Origin of the sequence: Streptomyces sp. NBC_01314, from assembly GCF_041435215.1 — a bacterium.
Taxonomy (GTDB): domain Bacteria; phylum Actinomycetota; class Actinomycetes; order Streptomycetales; family Streptomycetaceae; genus Streptomyces.
Genome location: NZ_CP108394.1, coordinates 2,800,346 through 2,818,829, shown reverse-complemented (window position 1 = coordinate 2,818,829; position 18,484 = coordinate 2,800,346). Strand labels below are relative to the sequence as shown.

Sequence of the window (18,484 nt, the reverse complement as noted above, 5' to 3'; positions counted from 1 at the left end):
CCGGCGCATTTTGGGTAACGGTCCGGTCATTTCATAACGTTGGGGTAACGTCCGGCCCGCGAGACAAACGCATTGACTCTGTTGCCGGGTTGGACCGTTACCCCCTCCGAAAGGTTGCACTCGGACCTTCTTGTGCCTTGGGTGAACGGATCTCAAGCTGGGTGTGAACTCATTTCGAACGCCAGGAAGTTGACCCATGCGACGAGACATACCCGACCTCGCGGAAGTGCGCCGCGTCACGCAGAAGAAGCGGGACGCCTGGTGGACCGTGCTGCTCGTCGACCCGGTCGCCACACCGCTGGTGCGGCTCACCGCCAAGTACACGAGGATCACGCCCAACCAGCTGACCTGGGGCGCCTTCCTGCTGGGTCTGGTCTCGGCCGCCTTCTTCGCACTGGGCGACTGGCGCTGGCTGATCGCCGGCGCCATTGTTTACCACCTGAGTTTCATCCTCGACTGCATGGACGGCAAGGTCGCCCGGCTCACCGGCCAGGGCTCCGTGTTCGGCGCCTGGCTCGACTTCGTCTTCGACCGCGTCCGGGTCGCGGCGTGCTCGGTTGCCCTGATGGCCGGGCAGTACCACCGCACGGGCGAGACCTTCTACATCTGGCTCGCCGCCGCCGTCATCGGCTGCGACGCGCTGCGCTACATCAACTCGCTGGAGACCTTCAAGGTCCGGCACACCATGCGCAAGCAGATCAAGGCCCGGCTCCGCGAGGCCCGCCGCGCCGAGAACGAGCGGGAACTCGCCTTCATGGAGGACCTGCTGCGCGACAACCCCGAGGCCGACATCGAGCAGGACCTGCGCACGGCCACCGCCGAGGTCACCGAGGCCGCGCCGCAGACCCAGGTCGTCGACCTGCACCAGGAGTTCCGCCGCCGCTTCCCCGCCTATCTGCGGGCCCGGTCCTTCCTGCTGCGCCACCGCGTCCGCCCCCACCTGATCAGCGGCATCGAGTTCCAGATGGGCGTCTTCATGATCGGCCCGATCATCGACTCCGTGATGACGGTGACCCTCGTCTCCGGCGCCCTGCTGCTCGTCTTCGAACTCGCCATCGTCTACAAGCTGCTGCTGTCGACCCGCGACTTCACCCGCACCCTCGACTCCTTCGACCGGGGAGACGTGCGCGGGGACGTGGCCAAGGCGGCCTGAACCGGCGAACACGGCGCGGGGCCGGGGGGGCGGTGACACCGCCCCCCCGGCCCCGCGCCGCACTCGGGCCCCGATCAGACCCGTACCCTCGCGTCCTCCCTGGCCGGCGCCGGACCCGGCTCCGGCGACTCGTCGTGGGTGAGGTCCGGCAGGCGGTTCAGCCACTTCGGCAGGTACCAGTTGCGCTCGCCGAGCAGGGCCATCACCGCCGGGAGGAGCACGCCCCGGATGATGGTCGCGTCGATGAGGACGGCGGCCGCCAGACCCACACCCATCTGCTTCATCGACTGCATGGACAGCGTCCCGAAGATCGCGAAGACGGCGACCATGATGACGGCCGCGCTGGTCACGACCCCGGCCGTGGTGACGACGCCGTGCCGGATCGCGTCCTTCGTCGTAAGGCCCCGCAGCCGCGCCTCACGGATACGCGAGACCACGAACACGTGGTAGTCCATCGACAGCCCGAACAGGATCACGAAGAGGAACAGCGGCAGCCAGGTGATGATGGCGCCGACGCCCTCCGCGCCCACCAGCGAGGCACCCCAGCCGTGCTGGAAGACGGCGACGAGGATGCCGTACGCGGCGCCCACCGACAGCAGGTTCAGCGCGATCGACGTGACCGCGATCGTCAGCGAGCGGAACGACAGCAGCATCAGCACGAAGGCGAAGAACACGACGAAGGCGAAGACCGGGACGACGGAGCCGACCAGCTGGTCGTTGAAGTCCTGGTTGCCCGCGACCTGCCCGGTGACCGGCGCCTCGACCCCTTCGACCTTGCCGAGTGTGTCGGGCCGTACCTCGTCGCGCAGCTTGTCCAGGCTCACGCCCGCCCTGTCCTGGTCGGAGCCGCCGACCAGCGGCACGTACACGAAGGCCACGTTCTGAGCGTCGTGCACCTTGATCTCCACCGGGCCGCGCGAGGCGCCCGAAGCGACGGCCTCCTCCTTGAAGTCGGCCAGCGCAGAGCGCACTTCGGGAGCATTGATGTCCTTCGCCCTGACGACCACCTCGGCCGGCTCGGAACCGCCCGGGAAAGCCTCGTTGACCCGGTTGTACGTCTGAACGATCGGCAGCGAGTCGCCGAACTCCTGGTCCAGCGTGAGGTTCTGCGTCTTCATCCCGACCGCGGGCGCCGCCACGGCGAGCAGCGCACCGGTCGCGACGACCAGCGACAGCGCCGGCCTGGCGAGGACGACCCGCAGGACGGCGTTCCAGAAGCGGCTCTCCGAGGTGCCTTCGGAGCGGCCGTTCTTCCGCCGCTTGTCCGGGTGCAGGAACGGGATACGGCCCTTCTCGACCCGCTCGCCCAGCAGCGACAGCAGGGCCGGCAGCACGGTGACCGAACCGACCATCGCGACGGCGACCACCATCAGGGAGGCCAGGCCCATCGCCTCGAACTCGGCGAGCCCGGTGAACAGCATGCCCGCCATCGCCACGCACACCGTGACACCGGAAACGATGATGGCGCGGCCGCTGGTCGCGGCGGCCACCCGCAGCGCGGTCTGCGCGTCCCGGCCCGCCGCACGCTCCTCGCGCTCACGGCGTAGATAGAACAGGCAGTAGTCGACACCGACGGCCAGACCCACCAGCAGCATCACCGAGCCGGCGGTGTCGCTCATCGGGATCACATGGCTGACGATGGCCATCAGGCCCATCGTCGCCATGATCGCGGTCATCGCCAGCGCCACCGGCAGCAGCGCCGCGACGACCGCGCCGAACGCGATCAGCAGGATGCCGAGCGCCACCGGCAGGGCCGAGTACTCGGCCTTCTGGAAGTCGTTCCCGAACGCGTCGTCGAACGTCTTCATCATGGAGGCGCCGCCGATCTCCTCGATCCGCAGCGTCCCGTGGTCCTTCTGGACGCCCTCGACGGCCTTCAGCACCGGCTCGATCCGCTCGCCCGCGGTGTTCGACTCGCCCCGCACGTCGAACTGGACCAGCGCGCTGCGGCCGTCCTTCGAGATCGTCCGCGTGTCGTACGGCGAGGTCACGTCCGTGACCTTCCCGGTGCCCTCGACGGCCTTCATGACGTCGTCCACGGCGGCCCGGAACGAGGAGTCCGTGGCCAAGGTGTCGTCGTTCTTCGCCTGGATCAGCACAGTCTCACCGGCGGGCTCCTCGATCCCCGCCTCCTCGATGATGTGGGCCGCCGTGCTGGTCTCCCCCTTGAGCTGGTCGCTGTCCCTGACCTCGACCGACCCCATCGCCGAGCCGATCCCCATCGTCAGCACGACGAACAGCACCCAGACACCGACGGCCGCCCATCGGTGCCGGGCGCTCCAGCCGCCGGCGCGGGCGGCGATCCCCCGCACCCGTACGTCTTCGTTCCCCATGACGGGCCAGCCCCCTCGATGGCGATGGCGACCCCCTGCCGCCACCTTTCCTTTCGAAGGTATGAGCCGGATAAACCCATCTCGTCGTGCTCCCCGGTGAACCCCGACGCGCAGGACTCCTCCCCTCGGACCCCGCCCCCTCCCCACCAGGGAGGACAGTGACCCCTACACCTATCCCGGCCTCTCGGGGCGGCTCCTCAGGGTGAACCCGCCCCGGCCTGCCTATCGTGAGCCCATGACGACATACGCGGCGCTCCTGCGCGGGATCAATGTGGGCGGCAACAAGAAGGTCCCGATGGGCGACCTCCGCACCCTCTTGACCGGCCTCGGCCACACCGGCGTGGCCACCTACCTCCAGAGCGGCAACGCGGTCTTCACCAGCGACCACGGCGACGAGAACTCCCTCGCCACCGAACTGACGACCGCCATCGAGAAACACTTCGGCTTCACCGTGGACGTCCTGGTACGCGACCACGCCTACCTGGAGTCCGTCCGCGAAGCCTGCCCGTTCCCGGCGGCGGAACTGGAGGGCAAGCAACTCCACGTCACCTATTTCTCCGAGCCGGTGGACGAGGCCCGCTTCGAGGGGATCGACCGACAGGCCTTCCTCCCGGAGGAGTTCAGGCTCGGGGAGCGGGTGCTCTACCTGTACGCCCCTGAGGGCCTGGGCCGCTCCAAACTGGCGGAGACCCTGTCCAAGCCACGCCTCCAGAAGGGCCTGATCGCCACAACCCGCAACTGGAACACGGTGGCGAAACTGGCGGAGCTGACCGGGAACGCGCCGTGAGGCGCGCGGGTAGCTGCGCGATCAACCACGACGCACCCGCAGCCGCCACACAGCACCCCCCGGGCGGACGACGCTGTCGCGTTTGTTCAAGAGCGCTGAGCGTGCGGTCCCTAGCGTGAGGTGCATGAAGAACCACGACATCAGCCCGCACCCGCACCACGCGTACATGGTCGAATGCGCCACCGAGGCGGCCCGGGTCGCCCGGGGCGTCACGGCGGAACAGCTCGCCCTGCCCACCCACTGCGGCGACTGGGACGTCCGCGCCCTGGTCAACCACTGGGTCCTCTACACCTCGCACGGCCTCGAACACCGCGCCCTGCGCAAGCCGCTCCCCGAGGAACTGACGAAGCGCGACTTCACCGCGGACCCCGACTGGGCCGACGCCTACGCCGCCCAACTGGACCGCGCGGTCACCGCCTGGGCCGACCCGTCCCTGTGGGAGGGCGACATCGACCTCGGCATGGGCCCGCTGCCCGCCGTCGACCTCGCCGGCATGATCATCAAGGAGACGGCCGTCCACGGCTGGGACGTGGCCGCCGCCACCGGCCGGCCCTTTCACATCTCGGACGCCGCCGCCCACTTCGTCCTCACCGTCGTGGAAACCCACGCAGAGCTCTACCGCCAGTACGACGGCTTCGCGGACCCGGTGCCGGTACCGGCCGACACGCCGGTGTTCGACAGGGCTTTGGCGTCGAGCGGCCGGGACCCGAAACTCGGAGTCCGACAAGAACGCGCAGAACGGCCGCGTCAGCGGTGATCAGGCGCTCGCGCCGATCCGGGTCCGCAGCGGCGCCTTCACGGACGCCTCGTCGTATCTGCGCAGCAGCAGTCGGGCCACTTCCGGCGCAGGACCCAGCACGTCGGCGAGTACGTCCGCCCCGGCCGCGCCCCGCGCGATCCGGTCCGGCAGCCTGCCGGGTGCGATGACGTACGGCGCCACGGCCACCCGCTCGCAGCCGAGTGCCCGCAGTTCCCGTACGGCGTCCTCGGTGCGGGGGAGGGATGCGGAGGCGAACGCGGGTCGCACGGCGCACCAACCGGTGTGCCACCACTCCCGCGCGATGTCGGCGATCACCGCGATCGCCTCCGGGTCGGAGGACCCCGCCGAGGCCAGGACGACCCCGGTCGAGGACCTGTCGGCGGGGGTCAACCCCGCCTCGTACAGCCGGCGTTCGAGCGCCGAGCGCAGCAGGGGCGAGGGGCCCAGCACCTCCGCCTGGCGGATGCGCAGGCAGGAGGGTGCCTCTCGCAGTACCGCGGGGATGTCCGCCTTGGCGTGGAAGGCACGGGTCAGGAGCAGAGGCAGAGCCACCACGTCCCGTACGCCCTCCGCCGCCAGCGACTCCAGCACCCCTTGGACCGAGGGGATGTTGAAGTCCAGGAAGCCGGTCTCCACGCGCAGCCCGGGGCGCATCGCCCGCACCCGGTGTACCAGGGCGTGGACGGTGGCGGCGTGCCGCGGGTCGCGGCTGCCGTGGGCGATGACGAGGAGGACCGGCTTCCTGTACATGTGGATCAGCTCTTCACCAGCAGGCCACGGCTGCGCAGCACCCACCGCTCCAGCGGGCTGAAGAGCAGCAGGTCGATGGCGATGCCCACGATCAGGATGAGGAAGATGGCGAGGAACACCTGCGGCATGCTGCTGTTGGTGCGGCCCGCCTCCAGCATCTGGCCGAGGCCCGAGCCGATGTCGGGTGCCTTGGCGATGATCTCGGCGGCCATCAGCGAGCGCCAGGAGAACGCCCAGCCCTGCTTCAGACCGGCCACATAGCCGGGCAGCGCCGCCGGCATCACGATGTGCCAGGTGCCCTTCAGCCCGGTCGCGCCCAGCGTGCGGCCGGCCCGCAGGAACAGCGGTGGCACCTGGTCGATGCCGGACACCAGACCGTTGGCGATCGACGGGACCGCGCCGAGCAGGATCACCGTGTACATCACCGACGGCTCCAGGCCCAGCCAGACCACCGCGGGCGGCACCCACGCCACCGACGGCAGCGACTGCAGACCGGAGAGGATCGGGCCGATCGCCGCGCGGACGATCCGGACGCGGGCCACCAGCAGACCCAGCGGGGTACCGATGGCCAGGGCCGCGAGGAAGCCGAGCAGACCACGGGAGACGCTGGTCCAGATGGAGTCCAGCAGTGTGCCCTGCAGCCAGGCCTGCCGGACCTCCTCCCCCACCGCGGACGGCGAGGGCAGCTTGTAGGCCGGCGCGACCTCCGCCAGGACGAGGAGCTGCCAGACCGCCAGTACCAGGGCGACCGCGGTGATCGGGGGCAGCACCTTCTGGACGAACACCTGGCGCAGCGGCGGCCGCCCGGTCTGCACCGTGTCCAGCGCGTCGAGGCCCGCCTCCAGTCCGGCCAGGTCGTCTGAATCCTTGATGTTCTTGATGTTCTTGCCGGGGCCGGCGTCGCCCTTGGTCTCAGTGCTGGCCATGGCGGCGGATCTCCCTGCGCAGTTCTTCGGTGATCTCGACGGAGAGCTCCGCCACGGCGGTGTCCTCGATGCGGCGAGGCTGCGGAATACCCACGGTCCACTCGCGGGCCACCCGGCCGGGACGCGAGGACAGCAGGACGACCCGCTCGGCGAGCCGTACGGCCTCGCGCACGTTGTGCGTCACGAACAGCACCGAGACCCGCGTCTCGCGCCAGATCCGGGTCAGCTCGTCGTGGAGCACGTCCCGGGTGATGGCGTCGAGCGCGGCGAACGGCTCGTCCATCAGCAGCAGCTTGCTCTCCTGCGCCAGGGCTCGGGCCAGGGCGACGCGCTGGCGCATACCGCCGGACAGCTCGTGCACCCGCTTGCCGTACGCGCCCTGGAGCCGGACCAGACCGAGCAGTTCCTCGGTCCGCTCGCGCCGCTCGTTCTTCGGAACCCCCCTGAGTTTCAGGGCGAGTTCGATGTTCTTGCCCGCGGTCAGCCACGGGAACAGGGCGTGCTCCTGGAACATCAGAGCCGGACGCCCGTCGGTCGTGATGCTGCCCGCGGTCGGGTCGTCGAGACCCGCGACCAGGTTGAGCAGCGTCGACTTGCCGCAGCCCGAGGCCCCCAGGAGGGTGACGAACTCGCCGGGAGCGACATCGAGCGTGATGTCGTCCAGGACGAGCTGCTGCCCGGCGGGCCCGGCGAAGGACTTCGATACGTGCTCGATACGGGCGGCGTGGTCGGCCGCCTGGACTCCGTCGGCGGCCTTGGCGAGTGTGGTGGCCATGGTCGTCACCTCCTGGGAACTCATCGGACTACGCGGTTACTTGACGCCGAGACCGGAGTCGTCGACCTCGTCGTCGCCCTCGGCCTTGAGGACCTTGTTGAGCAGCGTCAGGTCGTAGATGCCGTCGAGCTTCGGGTTCTCCAGCAGACCGGCCTTGACCGCGTGGTCCGCCTCCGTCTGCAGGGTGGACGCCAGCGGGTCGTTGATGAACTGGATGGACTTCCACGCCGGGTCGAGCACGTCCGCCGGCAGCTCCTTGCCGGAGTCGGCCTTGAGCTGGGCGTTCGCCGCGGCCTTCGCCTCGTCCGCGTTGGAGCCGATGAACGCGTTGGTCTTGACCGAGCCACGCAGCACGGCCTCGACGACGTCCGGGTGCTCCTTCAGGAACTCCTGGCGCACGATGATGTTCGTGATCACGAACTTCTTGTCCGGCCACAGGTCGGCCTCGTCCAGCAGCACCTTCGCACCCTCGGCGACCAGCTTGGACGCGGTCGGCTCCGGCACCCAGGCGCCGTCGATGGCACCGGACTTGTAGGCGTCCGGAGCGACGGAGTTCTCCGTGCGGACCACGGACACATCGCCCTTGCCGGTGTTCGCGTCGACCTTCCAGCCCTGGTCCGCGATCCAGTTGAGGAACGCCACGTCCTGCGTGTTGCCGAGCTGCGGGGTGGCGATCTTCTTGCCCTTGACGTCCTTCAGGGACTTGATCTTGTCCGGGTTGACGACGAGCTTCACACCGCCGGAGGCCGAACCGCCGATGATGCGCAGGTTGGCGCCGTCCGCCTTGCTGTAGCCGTTGATCGCCGGGGAGGGGCCGATCCAGCCGATGTCGATGGACCCGCCGTTGAGGGCCTCGATCTCGGAGGGGCCGGCGTTGAAGGTCGTGTACTTCGCCTCGGTGGCGCCGAGCTCCTTCTGGAAGAAGCCCTTCTGGATGCCGACGAGAGCGGTGGCGTGGGTGAGGTTGCCGAAGTAGCCGATGTTGACAGTGTCGAGACCGTCGATCTTCTCGGCGCCGGCGGCGACCTTGTCGGTCTTGGACTCCGTGGACTCGGAGCCGTAGCCGCAGGCGGCCAGGGCGAGCAGCGGGAGTGCGGTGATGGCCGCGAAGGTGCGCCGGAAAGTGGCGGAGCGGTGTGCAGGCACGGGAGGTGTTCCTCTCGGAGGCCCGGCGGTCACGGTCTCTCAGGTCGTGGCCGGGAGGTCAGGAAAACGGTCTTCGTCGCAACCGGGACGTCGGGTGGGGGGACGGGGCGCGCAAGCGGTGCGCGTACGTCATCGCACACATCGCGCGACTCCGCCCTGCCCGCTCCCGAGGGCGCCGCTGCCCACACGGCCGCCCTCCTTCGCGAACGTCGCGTAGAAGTCCTGTGGGTTCATGTCAGAAGTCCCACCCGTCGTCCTCGGCCTCGTCCTTGACGGGCTCCGGGGAGGCGAACGACTCGCCGACCATGCCGGCGGTCAGCGTCGTACCGTCGGAGGGGTCGATCAGGATGAAGGAGCCGGTGCGGCGGGAGTCGGCGTACGAGTCGACCGGCAGCGCCTCCGCCGTACGGATCTTCACCCGGCCGATGTCGTTCGCGATGAGCTGTCCCGGGTGCGGGTGCAGGGACAGGTCGTCGAGGGTCAGCCGGGACGGGATGTCCTTGACGATCGCCTTGACGGTGCGGGTGCCGTGCTTGAGCAGTACCCGGTGGCCCACCGTGAGCGGCTGGTCGGCGACATGGCAGACGGTCGCCTCGATGTCCTGCGTGGTCGGGGGCGCGTCCTTGCTGGGCACGAGCAGATCGCCGCGCGAGATGTCGATGTCGTCCTCCAGCAGGAGCGTCACCGACTGTGGGGTGTAGGCCACCTGGACCGGCTCGCCGAGCAGGTCGATGCCCGTGACCTTGGTCGCCCGGCCGGAGGGCAGCACGGTGACCGAGTCGCCGACGCGGAACGTACCGGCAGCGATCTGGCCCGCGTAGCCCCGGTAGTCGGGGTGCTCGGCGGTCTGCGGACGGATCACGTACTGCACGGGGAGACGGGCGTGGCAGTGCGCCAGGTCGTGGGCGACCGGCACCGACTCCAGGTGCTCCAGGAAGGTCGGTCCGCCGTACCAGTCCATGTTGGCCGACGGCTCCACCACGTTGTCACCGGCGAGCGCCGAGATCGGGATGGAGGTGATCTCCGGGACACCCAGCTCGGACGCGTACGCCGTGAACTCCTCGGCGATCCGTGCGAAGACCCCCTCCTCGTACGCGACGAGGTCCATCTTGTTGACGGCCAGGACGACGTGCGGCACGCGCAGCAGGGCGGCGATCGCGGCGTGCCGGCGGGTCTGTTCGACGACCCCGTTGCGGGCGTCGACCAGGATCACCGTCAGCTCGGCGGTGGAGGCGCCGGTGACCATGTTGCGGGTGTACTGCACGTGGCCGGGGGTGTCGGCGAGGATGAACCGGCGGCGCGGGGTCGCGAAGTAGCGGTATGCCACGTCGATGGTGATGCCCTGTTCCCGCTCGGCCCGCAGTCCGTCGGTGAGCAGCGCGAGGTCGGGGGCGTCCTGCCCACGGCCGGCGGAGACCCGCTGCACCGCCTCCAGCTGGTCGGTGAGGACCGACTTGGAGTCGTGCAGCAGCCGCCCGACGAGGGTGGACTTGCCGTCGTCGACGGAACCGGCGGTGGCGAACCGCAGCAGGGTGGTGGCCGAGAGCTCCTCGGCGGTGATCGTGCTCATGCTTAGAAGTACCCCTCGCGCTTACGGTCTTCCATCGCGGCCTCGGACATCTTGTCGTCGGCACGGGTCGCGCCCCGCTCGGTGAGCCGGGAGGCGGCGATCTCGGTGATCACGGCGTCCAGCGTGGTCGCGTCGGAGTCGACGGCGCCTGTGCAGGACATGTCACCGACGGTCCGGTAGCGGACGAGGCGCTTCTCGATGGTCTCGCCGTCCTTGGGGCCGCCCCAGTCTCCGGCGGTCAGCCACATGCCGGCCCGCTGGAACACCTCACGCTCGTGGGCGAAGTAGATCTCGGGAAGTTCGATGCCCTCGCGGGCGATGTACTGCCAGACGTCGAGCTCGGTCCAGTTGGACAGCGGGAAGACGCGGACGTGTTCGCCGGGCGCGTGGCGGCCGTTGTACAGGTTCCACAGTTCGGGCCGCTGGCGTCGCGGGTCCCACTGCGAGAACTCGTCGCGAAGGGAGAACACCCGCTCCTTGGCGCGTGCCTTCTCCTCGTCCCGGCGTCCGCCGCCGAAGACGGCGTCGAACTTCTCCGCCTGGATCTTCTCGGTGAGGGGCACGGTCTGCAGGGGGTTGCGGGTGCCGTCCGGGCGTTCCTTCAGCACCCCCCGGTCGATGTAGTCCTGCACGGAGGCGACGTGCAGCCGCAGTCCGTGCTCGGCGACCGTGCGGTCGCGGTACTCCAGGACCTCGGGGAAGTTGTGTCCGGTGTCCACGTGCAGCAGCGTGAACGGCACCGCCGCCGGGGCGAACGCCTTCAGCGCCAGGTGCAGCATGACGATGGAGTCCTTGCCGCCGGAGAACAGGATCACCGGCCGCTCGAACTCACCCGCCACCTCACGAAAGATGTGGACGGCCTCGGACTCCAGCGCGTCCAGATGGGACAGCGTGTACGGGGTGCCGGTCTCCCCGGAGACGGCCGCGACGGTCGTCGTCATGCCAGACCCCTCTCGGTGAGCAGCTTGTGGACCAGCGCCGCGGACTCCCGCACCGTCTGGTCCTGCGACTCGATGCGCAGATCCGGGGTCTCGGGAGCCTCGTACGGGTCGTCGACACCGGTCAGGCCGGAGATCTCCCCGGCCGCCTGCTTGGCGTACAGACCCTTCACATCGCGTTCGGAGCACACCTCGACCGGCGTCGCCACATGCACCTCGACATACGCGGCACCGCTCGCCGCGTGCCGCTTGCGGACCGCCTCGCGGCTGTCGGCGTACGGCGCGATGACCGGCACGAGCGCCTTGACGCCGTTACGGGCGAGCAGGTCGGCGAGGAAGCCGATGCGCTGCACGTTGGTGTGCCGGTCGGCGCGGCTGAAGCCCAGGTCCGCGGTGAGGAACTCGCGGATCTCGTCGCCGTCGAGGACCTCCACGAGGTGGCCGTCCTCGCGCAGGCGGCCCGCCAGCTCGTAGGCGATGGTGGTCTTGCCGGCACTCGGCAGACCCGTGAGCCAGACGGTGGCTCCGGTGGCTCCGGTCGTCACTTCGTTCTCCTGGTTCGTCGCGGGAGCACGACCCGTCCCGGGGACGGTGTTCCCGACGGTGTCAGCGGTCCGGGCGGTCTCTGCGGCGCTCACAGGTGCAGCCCGCACTCGGTCTTGGCGTTGCCCGCCCAGCGGCCGGCCCGTGCGTCCTCGCCGGGGGCGACCCGGCGGGTGCAGGGGGCGCAGCCCACGGAGGCGTAGCCGTCCATGAGCAGGGGGTTGGTGAGCACGCCGTGCTCGGTGACGTAGGCGTCCACGTCGTCCTGCGTCCAGCGCGCTATCGGGGAGACCTTGACCTTGCCGCGCTTCTCGTCCCAGCCCACGACCGGGGTGTTCGCCCGGCTCTCGGACTCGTCGCGGCGCAGGCCCGTCGCCCACGCGTCGAACCGGGTCAGGCCCTCTTCGAGTGGCTTGACCTTGCGCAGGAAGCAGCAGAGGTCGGGGTCGCGGTCGTGCAGCTGCGGCCCGTACTCGGCGTCCTGCTCGGCGACCGTCTGACGGGGGGTGATCGTGATGACGTTGACGTCCATCACGGCCTCGACGGCGTCCCGGGTGCCGATGGTCTCCGGGAAGTGGTAGCCGGTGTCGAGGAACACGACGTCCACACCGGGCCTGGCCCGGGAGGCGAGGTGCGCGACCACCGCGTCCTCCATGGAGGAGGTCACGCAGAAACGCGTGCCGAAGGTGTCCACGGCCCACTGGAGGATCTCCAGCGCCGAGGCGTCCTCCAGATCACGGCCGGCCTGCTCGGCGAGCGCCTTGAGCTCGGCGCGCTTCGCCGTGTCCGGGCCGACCGCGTCCGGCGAGGACGCGGATGTGTCGGAATCCGCCTGAACGGTAGTCATATGTGATCCCCTCCGCTTTCGGCTTGCTGAAGCCCCCGGGACAACAGCCCGAGGAACTTCAACTGGAAGGCTCGATTGCAGGCCCCGCATTCCCACGCGCCGTGTCCCACTTCGCTGGGGCGCAGGTCCTCGTCACCGCAGTAGGGGCAGTAGAAAGGGGCGGCTCGCTCGCTCACGACAGGGCCTCCTCGGAAGCGCGCGTGACCCACGCGGCGAAGCGCTCGCCGTCCTCGCGCTCGTCCTGGAAGCGCTTGAGCACGCGCTCGACGTAGTCGGGGAGTTCGTCGGAGGTGACCTTCAGGCCGCGTACCTTGCGGCCGAACCCGGCCTCCAGACCGAGCGCGCCGCCCAGGTGCACCTGGTAGCCCTCGACCTGCTCGCCCTCGTCGTTCAGGACGAGCTGTCCCTTGAGACCGATGTCCGCCACCTGGATACGCGCACAGGCGTTCGGGCAGCCATTGAGGTTGATGGTGAGCGGCTCGTCGAAGTCCGGGATCCGGCGCTCCAGTTCGTCGATCAGCAGGGAGCCGCGCGCCTTGGTCTCGACGATGGCGAGCTTGCAGTACTCGATGCCGGTGCAGGCCATGGTGCCGCGCCGGAACGCCGACGGGTTGACCCTGAGGTCCAGCGCCTCCAGGCCCGCGACGAGCGAGTCGACCTGCTCCTCGGTGACGTCGAGCACGATCATCTTCTGCTCGACGGTGGTCGCGACCCGGCCGGAGCCGTGGGCCTCGGCGAGATCGGCGATCTTCGTCAGCGTCGTGCCGTCCACACGGCCGACGCGCGGGGCGAACCCGACGTAGTACCGGCCGTCCTTCTGCGCGTGCACTCCCACGTGGTCGCGCCAGCGCGCCACCGGCTGGTCGGGCGCCGGTCCGTCGACCAGCTTGCGCTTGAGGTACTCGTCCTCCAGGACCTGGCGGAACTTCTCGGTGCCCCAGTCGGCGAGCAGGAACTTCAGGCGGGCGCGGGTGCGCAGCCGCCGGTAGCCGTAGTCACGGAAGATCGAGATGACGCCCTCGTACACGTCCGCGACCTCGTCGAGCGGCACCCAGGCGCCGAGCCGCTGCCCGATCTTGGGGTTGGTGGACAGGCCGCCGCCGACCCAGAGGTCGAAGCCGGGGCCGTGCTCGGGGTGGTGGACGCCGACGAACGCGATGTCGTTGATCTCGTGCGCCACGTCGAGCAGCGGGGAGCCGGAGATCGCGGACTTGAACTTGCGGGGCAGGTTCGAGAAGGCCGGGTTGCCGATGATCCGCCGGTGGATCTCGTCCATCGCGGACGTGCCGTCGATGATCTCGTCCGCGGCGATCCCGGCGACGGGTGAGCCGATGATCACACGGGGAGTGTCACCGCAGGCCTCGGTGGTGGACAGGCCGACGGCCTCCAGCCGCTCCCAGATCTCGGGCACGTCCTCGACCCGGATCCAGTGGTACTGCACGTTCTGCCGGTCGGTGATGTCGGCCGTGCCCCGCGCGAACTCCTGCGAGATCTCGCCGATCACCCTCAGTTGCCGGGTGGTGAGCCGGCCACCGTCGATGCGCACCCGCAGCATGAAGTACTTGTCGTCCAGCTCCTCCGGCTCCAGGATCGCGGTCTTGCCGCCGTCGATCCCGGGCTTGCGCTGGGTGTACAGCCCCCACCAACGCATCCGGCCGCGCAGGTCGTTGGGGTCGATCGAGTCGAAGCCGCGCTTCGAGTAGATCGTCTCAATGCGTGTCCGCACATTGAGACCGTCGTCGTCCTTCTTGAACTGCTCGTTGCCGTTCAGCGGGGTGAAGTGTCCCGCGGCCCACTGGCCCTCACCACGGTGACGGCTCACCTTGCGGCGGGGCGTGGCGGGGTTCTGCGGGGAGGCGGCCATGGGTGTATGTCCTTCGGGAAAGGCGGGTAAGCGGCTCTGACCTGCGCTGGCGCGCGCATGCGGGCACACGTGGGAAGCGTGTGCGGCGCCTGCGCGTCCTTGCGCGGGCTGAAACAGAGGAGGGTGCGGCGCTGTTGCCCGGGGTCGTCCAACCCCTCGCGGTCGGGCGTCAGCTCACCGGACAGATGGCGCTGGACATGCGGCCGAGGTCGACGTGCCGCCGACTCACCAAGGCAATTCCAGTTCCAGACATGACGGAAGCGTGTCACGGCTCTTTAGACCGAGTCCACCGTCATCCACATTCCGGACAAGGATGTCTCGCATGCCGAGACGATGTGATGTGGGTCATGGTGTGGGAGCGGCGGCCCCGGGCCAGGGCCCCGGCGCCGGAGCGTCCGCCTCCTCGGTCACCTTCGTGTCGAACAGGGTGAACCCCCGCCGCAGGTAGTTCCCCATGGCGTGCTCGCCGTCCAGGGTGCAGGTGTGCAGCCAGACCCGCTTGGTCGGCGGCAGCCCCGGCCACCGCTCGGCGAGGTCCCAGGCACGGGCCGTCCCGTACGACAGGAGGTGCCCGCCGATGCGCCGCCCCCGGAAGGCCGGGAGCAGCCCGAAGTGCACGATCTCCACGGCCCCGTCGTCCTGCGGTTCCATCTCCACATAGCCGGCGGGCGTACCCCGGTCGTAGGCGACCCAGCTCTCCACACCCGGGCGTCCCAGGTGCTCCTGCCACCGCTCGTAGGGCCACGACAGCCGGTCGGTCCAGCGGATGTCACCGCCCACCGAGGCGTACAGGAAGCGGCTGAACTCGGGGGAGGGGACCTCGGCGCGCACGATGCGGACGTCGTCGCCCTCGGGCGCGGCGGCGGGAAGCAGATCGCTCGGCGAGGTCTGCTCCAGGGACCAGGTGGTGACGGGGCTGCTGCTCATGGGCCCAGGGAATCACGAGGCCCGGCCCGCCTCCAAGGCCGGGCCGGGTCGCCCTGCCGGGCCGGTCGCTCTAGCCGAGCGCGCTGTCGACGTCCGACAGCTTCACCGCGTAGAGCACGCGCTCCGGGATGGGGTCGGTGAGCGTCCACATCTCGCCGGTCTCCGGTGAGTAGGAGAGGGAGGCGGTGTGCCGCCCCCAGCAGGCGTACGAGCGGAGGTCCGACTTCTCGTCGCCCTCGCCCTCCGCGCACCTGGCCGCCTCGGCCCCGTCCTCGTCCTGCCGCCAGAGCGTGCCGTGCTCGTCGCGGTCCTCGGCGGCCTGGTCGACGTACCAGTCCCCGTGGTGGGCGAGGACCCCCCGGACGCCGGTGGCCTCGGTCTCGTACGCCTCGGTGGCGACGGCACTGCTCTCGCGCCCGGTGGTGGTGAGCAGGCCGGTGCGGTCGGCGGTGGTGTCGAGGGCGTAGCGCCAGACGCGGGCGGGTTCCTCACGGCCCGGCCGGAACCGCTCGTTGGCGACGACGGTGGGCGGTCTCGACGTCCGGTCGAGGGAGAGCGAGCCGAAGCAGGGCACCCCGTCGTTGTCGCGCGCGTCGCAGTCGCGGCCCGCCGGTGGACTGTAGGAGGCGACCGCGGGCAGCGCGTAGCGGTAGTGGTGGGCCGACCAGCCGTCGCCGGCCCTGCCGATCGCGTCGCTGTCGGTCACGTCGGCGCGGAGGAAGCGGGCCAGGTCGAACACGTACAGGGAGTCGTCCCGCTGTCCGCGGCTCTCCGGGTCCCGTGCGGTGACGATCAGCTTGTCCTCGTACCAGGCCATGCCGCCGAGCCGGGAACGCAGGCCCTCGAAGCCCTGTCCGCCGGTCGTCGGTACGACCAGCAGGACCCATCGGTACCTGAGGTTCGCCGGGTCACTGGCGTCGACGAAGGCGACCCGGGCGAGCCCTTCGTCGTCGACGGCGCCGACGCCGGTGCCGTCCGTACCCCTGCTGTACGCACCCGCGTCGACGGCGTTCGCCGGGTCGCCGCCGGGCGGGTCGCTCGGCACATCGCTGTGTGTCCAGCCGGACGCGATGACCTGGTTGTTCCGGGACGTGGTGACCGAGCCGGGGATCCACTTGTCGTCGACGGCGTCGCCCGGCTCCCAGCAGTACGCCCGCGCGGTCACCGGCTCGACGGGCAGATTGTCCTTCTCGGTGGCGAAACAGTCGCCCTCGTTGCGCATCGCGTGGTTCGCGCTGCGCAGCACCTCGTCGACACCGACCGCGCCGCCCATGTCGTTCGCCAGGGCGCGCAGCCCGGTGCTGTCGGTCAGGGTCTCCCGGAGCTGCAGTCTGCCCAGCTCACCGGCAGAGGTGATCGCGGAGAGCGCGCCCGGTGTCCCGCCGCCCGCCGCCTGCGACGTACTGATCAGCGTGGCCGCCGCCGTGAGGGCCAGCGCGGTTCCCGCCAGGGACGCGCGCAGCGCACGTCCCCTTCTGCGTCGACGGTGCCTGCCGCGGTGCTGCATAAAACCTCCCGGGGACGGCCAACTGCCTACCAAGACCAAGATCTTGACGGAGAGGCAGGTGGGGCGGCCTGGCAGCGATGCTACGGCAGTGGGACACGTGTCACGCCGAGGTCCGGAGAATTGCAGGGAGATCCCTCACCCCGGGTCCACCCCGAGGCCATGATCCGTTCACCGGGAAGGAGGTTGGACATGTACTTCGGAGGCTCAGGCGGTCGGCTCGGCTCTCTCGTGTCCCGAAGGCCCGTCGTCCCGGAACCGGCCACCCGGAGCGGCCGCCCGCGCCCGTACCACCCCGGGTGCCACCGAGTGCGGCAGCAGGTCCAACGGGGCTCCGGGCAGGAGGACTTCGACGTCGGCCCGTTCGGTGAAGCGGTACGGGCGGTGGTCGAGGCAGGCGCCGAGGTAGCGGCGCACGCGGGACATCTCGGCGCGCACGGTGACGGTGCGGGCGGGGTCGCCGAACATGTCGTCGGCGAGCGCGGAGGCGCTGCGGCCGCCGCGGTGGAGGGCGAGGAGGTACAGGAGTTCGGCGTGGCGGGGGGTGAGCTCATGGGTCCAGGAACCCGCGCAGCCGACGACGGTGACGGTCCAGCGGCGGGGGTGGGAGACGTCGAGCGTGATGTGCGTGGCGGTCGGAGCGGGCGCGGGGTCCGCGGTGGGGCGTATCAGCCAGCCGGCGGGCATCGGCTCGACGGTGCACAGACCGAGCGCGGGGAGCCGGCAGCGGCCGGGGGAGAGGGGCTTGGGGAGGGCGACGCGGCTGGTGTAGGGCATGCCGGTCACGGCGGCCGTCCAGCCGTCCCGGTCGACGGCGACCGCGCGGCCACCGAGACGGGCCAGGACCGGGGCCGCCACCGCGCGCAGCTGTTCGAGCGAGGTCAGGTGCAGGTCACGTAGGCGGGCCTGGGCGAGTTTGGCGACCGAGTCGACCAGGGCGAGGGTGGAGGGGTGCAGGGTCTCCAGGGGGCCGCTGATGTCCACCGCGCCGAGCAGTCGGCCGTCGCGCGGGTCGGTGATGGGGGCGCCGGTGCAGGTCCAGGGGTGCAGGGCGCGGACGAAGTGCTCGGCGGAGAAGACCTGTACGGGCCGGCGGGAGACGAGGGGCGTGCCGATGCCGTTCGTGCCGACGGTCTCCTCGCGCCAGTCCGCGCCGATCCCGAGGCCGTGCCCGTCCGCCTTGCGGAGCACGGCCGTACTGCCCTCGCGCCAGAGCACCCGGGCGTCGGCGTCCGCGACCATCATGATGTGCTGCGCGGTGTCCGCGAGGGAGAGCAGCCCTTCGCGGAGCACCGGCAGGACGTGGCGGAGCCGCGAGGTCCGGCGGCGGCGCTCGACCTCGTCGCGGCCGAGGAGGTCGGAGCGGAAGTCGTGGTCGGGGTCGACGCCGCTTCGCACCGTGCGGCCCCAGGACTCGAGGATCGCGGGGCGCGGGGCGGGTTTCGAGGGCCGGCCGTCGAGGGTGGAGGCGCGTGCCTCGCCGAGGACCCGGGCCGCCCGGGCGGCGTCCGTGGCGATGAGCCGCGTGACTTCCGACGGCGAGTGCGGCACTCGTTCCTCCCCGGCAGGCCGGTCGCTCCTCGGCCCTGGTGGCCGCGGAAGCCCGGGTCCGCGCGATGACGTGGACTGCGGGTTTCACAGTCTGCCGCTCTTAGGCCACG

Annotated in this window: 18 protein-coding genes; 3 read left to right on the top strand and 15 right to left on the bottom strand. The window is 70.3% G+C overall.

Annotation, left to right across the window (positions count from 1 at the left end; genetic code table 11):
• The first annotated feature begins 196 nt into the window (after nucleotides 1-196).
• Complete coding sequence (locus tag OG622_RS12395) at nucleotides 197-1,153, top strand: CDP-alcohol phosphatidyltransferase family protein (protein ID WP_371575742.1); 957 nt, start codon at nucleotides 197-199, stop codon at nucleotides 1,151-1,153.
• A 74-nt stretch (nucleotides 1,154-1,227) separates the two neighbouring features.
• On the opposite strand, the gene OG622_RS12390 is transcribed toward OG622_RS12395, so the two are convergent.
• Nucleotides 1,228-3,486: an MMPL family transporter gene (locus OG622_RS12390; RefSeq protein ID WP_371575740.1), complete on the bottom strand. Its 2,259-nt coding sequence runs from the start codon at nucleotides 3,484-3,486 to the stop codon at nucleotides 1,228-1,230.
• 235 nt (nucleotides 3,487-3,721) lie between these two features.
• Here OG622_RS12390 and OG622_RS12385 point away from each other — a divergent pair, with 235 nt between their 5' ends.
• Both OG622_RS12385 and OG622_RS12380 read left to right on the top strand, forming a co-directional pair.
• Nucleotides 3,722-4,273 carry a DUF1697 domain-containing protein gene (locus tag OG622_RS12385; RefSeq protein WP_371575738.1) on the top strand — a complete coding sequence of 184 codons (552 nt, stop codon included), beginning with the start codon at nucleotides 3,722-3,724 and terminating at the stop codon, nucleotides 4,271-4,273.
• Nucleotides 4,274-4,397: 124 nt separating this feature from the next.
• Nucleotides 4,398-5,030 (top strand): TIGR03086 family metal-binding protein, encoded by a 633-nt coding sequence (locus tag OG622_RS12380; RefSeq protein WP_371575736.1) that lies wholly within the window; start codon nucleotides 4,398-4,400, stop codon nucleotides 5,028-5,030.
• Here OG622_RS12380 and OG622_RS12375 read toward each other — a convergent pair whose 3' ends face one another.
• The 14 genes from OG622_RS12375 to OG622_RS12310 all read right to left on the bottom strand — a co-directional run bounded on the left by OG622_RS12375 (nucleotide 5,031) and on the right by OG622_RS12310 (nucleotide 18,374).
• Nucleotides 5,031-5,783: a sirohydrochlorin chelatase gene (locus OG622_RS12375; protein ID WP_371575735.1), complete on the bottom strand. Its 753-nt coding sequence runs from the start codon at nucleotides 5,781-5,783 to the stop codon at nucleotides 5,031-5,033.
• Nucleotides 5,784-5,788: 5 nt separating this feature from the next.
• Nucleotides 5,789-6,709, bottom strand: coding sequence for an ABC transporter permease (locus tag OG622_RS12370; RefSeq protein ID WP_371575733.1), 921 nt, complete (start codon nucleotides 6,707-6,709; stop codon nucleotides 5,789-5,791).
• Nucleotides 6,696-7,484: an ABC transporter ATP-binding protein gene (locus OG622_RS12365; protein ID WP_371575731.1), complete on the bottom strand. Its 789-nt coding sequence runs from the start codon at nucleotides 7,482-7,484 to the stop codon at nucleotides 6,696-6,698. Before OG622_RS12365 ends, OG622_RS12370 begins: the two co-directional genes overlap by 14 nt.
• Nucleotides 7,485-7,520: 36 nt before the next feature.
• Nucleotides 7,521-8,630 (bottom strand): aliphatic sulfonate ABC transporter substrate-binding protein, encoded by a 1,110-nt coding sequence (locus tag OG622_RS12360; RefSeq protein ID WP_371575730.1) that lies wholly within the window; start codon nucleotides 8,628-8,630, stop codon nucleotides 7,521-7,523.
• 235 nt (nucleotides 8,631-8,865) lie between these two features.
• Complete coding sequence (locus OG622_RS12355) at nucleotides 8,866-10,200, bottom strand: sulfate adenylyltransferase subunit 1 (protein WP_371575729.1); 1,335 nt, start codon at nucleotides 10,198-10,200, stop codon at nucleotides 8,866-8,868.
• 2 nt (nucleotides 10,201-10,202) lie between these two features.
• Nucleotides 10,203-11,141: a sulfate adenylyltransferase subunit CysD gene (gene cysD, locus OG622_RS12350; RefSeq protein WP_371575727.1), complete on the bottom strand. Its 939-nt coding sequence runs from the start codon at nucleotides 11,139-11,141 to the stop codon at nucleotides 10,203-10,205.
• Nucleotides 11,138-11,683, bottom strand: coding sequence for an adenylyl-sulfate kinase (gene cysC / locus OG622_RS12345; RefSeq protein ID WP_371575725.1), 546 nt, complete (start codon nucleotides 11,681-11,683; stop codon nucleotides 11,138-11,140). The genes cysD and cysC overlap by 4 nt, the downstream gene beginning before the upstream one ends.
• Before the next feature lie 89 nt (nucleotides 11,684-11,772).
• Nucleotides 11,773-12,528, bottom strand: a complete 756-nt coding sequence (locus tag OG622_RS12340; protein WP_371575723.1) for a phosphoadenylyl-sulfate reductase — start codon at nucleotides 12,526-12,528, stop codon at nucleotides 11,773-11,775.
• A complete protein-coding gene (locus tag OG622_RS12335; protein ID WP_371575722.1) occupies nucleotides 12,525-12,704 on the bottom strand; it encodes a hypothetical protein in 180 nt (59 codons plus the stop codon). Before OG622_RS12335 ends, OG622_RS12340 begins: the two co-directional genes overlap by 4 nt.
• The gene (locus OG622_RS12330) at nucleotides 12,701-14,392 is read right to left on the bottom strand and encodes a nitrite/sulfite reductase (RefSeq protein WP_371575721.1); all 1,692 of its coding nucleotides are present in this window, start codon (nucleotides 14,390-14,392) and stop codon (nucleotides 12,701-12,703) included. Before OG622_RS12330 ends, OG622_RS12335 begins: the two co-directional genes overlap by 4 nt.
• Before the next feature lie 169 nt (nucleotides 14,393-14,561).
• Nucleotides 14,562-14,645: a putative leader peptide gene (locus OG622_RS12325; RefSeq protein WP_309474722.1), complete on the bottom strand. Its 84-nt coding sequence runs from the start codon at nucleotides 14,643-14,645 to the stop codon at nucleotides 14,562-14,564.
• 92 nt (nucleotides 14,646-14,737) lie between these two features.
• The gene (locus OG622_RS12320) at nucleotides 14,738-15,319 is read right to left on the bottom strand and encodes a GNAT family N-acetyltransferase (RefSeq protein ID WP_371575719.1); all 582 of its coding nucleotides are present in this window, start codon (nucleotides 15,317-15,319) and stop codon (nucleotides 14,738-14,740) included.
• Between the two features lie 70 nt (nucleotides 15,320-15,389).
• Nucleotides 15,390-16,826, bottom strand: a complete 1,437-nt coding sequence (locus OG622_RS12315) for a hypothetical protein (RefSeq protein WP_371575717.1) — start codon at nucleotides 16,824-16,826, stop codon at nucleotides 15,390-15,392.
• Between the two features lie 204 nt (nucleotides 16,827-17,030).
• Entirely contained in the window at nucleotides 17,031-18,374 is a 1,344-nt protein-coding gene (locus OG622_RS12310) for a GAF domain-containing protein (RefSeq protein WP_371575715.1), read from the bottom strand.
• Between the last annotated feature and the right edge of the window lie 110 nt (nucleotides 18,375-18,484).

Excerpts from the sequence above, each read along its gene's own strand:
- OG622_RS12315 (WP_371575717.1), bottom strand. The coding sequence starts at position 16,826 with ATGCAGCACCGCGGCAGGCACCGTCGACGCAGAAGGGGACGTGCGCTG.
- OG622_RS12330 (WP_371575721.1), bottom strand. The coding sequence starts at position 14,392 with ATGGCCGCCTCCCCGCAGAACCCCGCCACGCCCCGCCGCAAGGTGAGC.
- OG622_RS12380 (WP_371575736.1), top strand. The coding sequence starts at position 4,398 with ATGAAGAACCACGACATCAGCCCGCACCCGCACCACGCGTACATGGTC.
- OG622_RS12320 (WP_371575719.1), bottom strand. The coding sequence starts at position 15,319 with ATGAGCAGCAGCCCCGTCACCACCTGGTCCCTGGAGCAGACCTCGCCG.
- OG622_RS12340 (WP_371575723.1), bottom strand. The coding sequence starts at position 12,528 with ATGACTACCGTTCAGGCGGATTCCGACACATCCGCGTCCTCGCCGGAC.
- OG622_RS12395 (WP_371575742.1), top strand. The coding sequence starts at position 197 with ATGCGACGAGACATACCCGACCTCGCGGAAGTGCGCCGCGTCACGCAG.
- OG622_RS12370 (WP_371575733.1), bottom strand. The coding sequence starts at position 6,709 with ATGGCCAGCACTGAGACCAAGGGCGACGCCGGCCCCGGCAAGAACATC.
- OG622_RS12355 (WP_371575729.1), bottom strand. The coding sequence starts at position 10,200 with ATGAGCACGATCACCGCCGAGGAGCTCTCGGCCACCACCCTGCTGCGG.
- cysD (WP_371575727.1), bottom strand. The coding sequence starts at position 11,141 with ATGACGACGACCGTCGCGGCCGTCTCCGGGGAGACCGGCACCCCGTAC.
- OG622_RS12325 (WP_309474722.1), bottom strand. The coding sequence starts at position 14,645 with ATGTCTGGAACTGGAATTGCCTTGGTGAGTCGGCGGCACGTCGACCTC.
- OG622_RS12390 (WP_371575740.1), bottom strand. The coding sequence starts at position 3,486 with ATGGGGAACGAAGACGTACGGGTGCGGGGGATCGCCGCCCGCGCCGGC.
- OG622_RS12375 (WP_371575735.1), bottom strand. The coding sequence starts at position 5,783 with ATGTACAGGAAGCCGGTCCTCCTCGTCATCGCCCACGGCAGCCGCGAC.
- OG622_RS12385 (WP_371575738.1), top strand. The coding sequence starts at position 3,722 with ATGACGACATACGCGGCGCTCCTGCGCGGGATCAATGTGGGCGGCAAC.
- OG622_RS12365 (WP_371575731.1), bottom strand. The coding sequence starts at position 7,484 with ATGGCCACCACACTCGCCAAGGCCGCCGACGGAGTCCAGGCGGCCGAC.